Genomic DNA, 211 nt, shown 5'->3' on the forward strand with positions numbered 1-211 from the left:
TCTTGGGAAGACCGTGCTCTTACCAGCCACAGTTGTTTACCAAGCTCGTCGGGCAGTCCCTGCCCTGAATGGTTTGTCAGTCGGCCAACCTCAATAGGTTGATGCTCGCGTTGATGTCACGATCATGATGCGCGCCACAGGCACACGTCCATTCACGGACATCCATCGCCTTCTTCTCGCCTTTTATGCCGCAAGTGGAACAGATTTGAGT

Annotated in this window: 1 protein-coding gene; it reads right to left on the bottom strand. The window is 53.6% G+C overall.

The window, feature by feature from the left end:
* Positions 1 to 76: 76 nt before the first annotated feature.
* Positions 77 to 211 (bottom strand): zinc ribbon domain-containing protein (locus KNP00_RS14190; protein ID WP_215146315.1); only part of this gene is annotated, 135 nt, incomplete at its 5' end.

The sequence above is a fragment of the Exiguobacterium qingdaonense genome (assembly GCF_018617855.1).
Lineage (GTDB): Bacteria > Bacillota > Bacilli > Exiguobacteriales > Exiguobacteriaceae > Exiguobacterium > Exiguobacterium qingdaonense.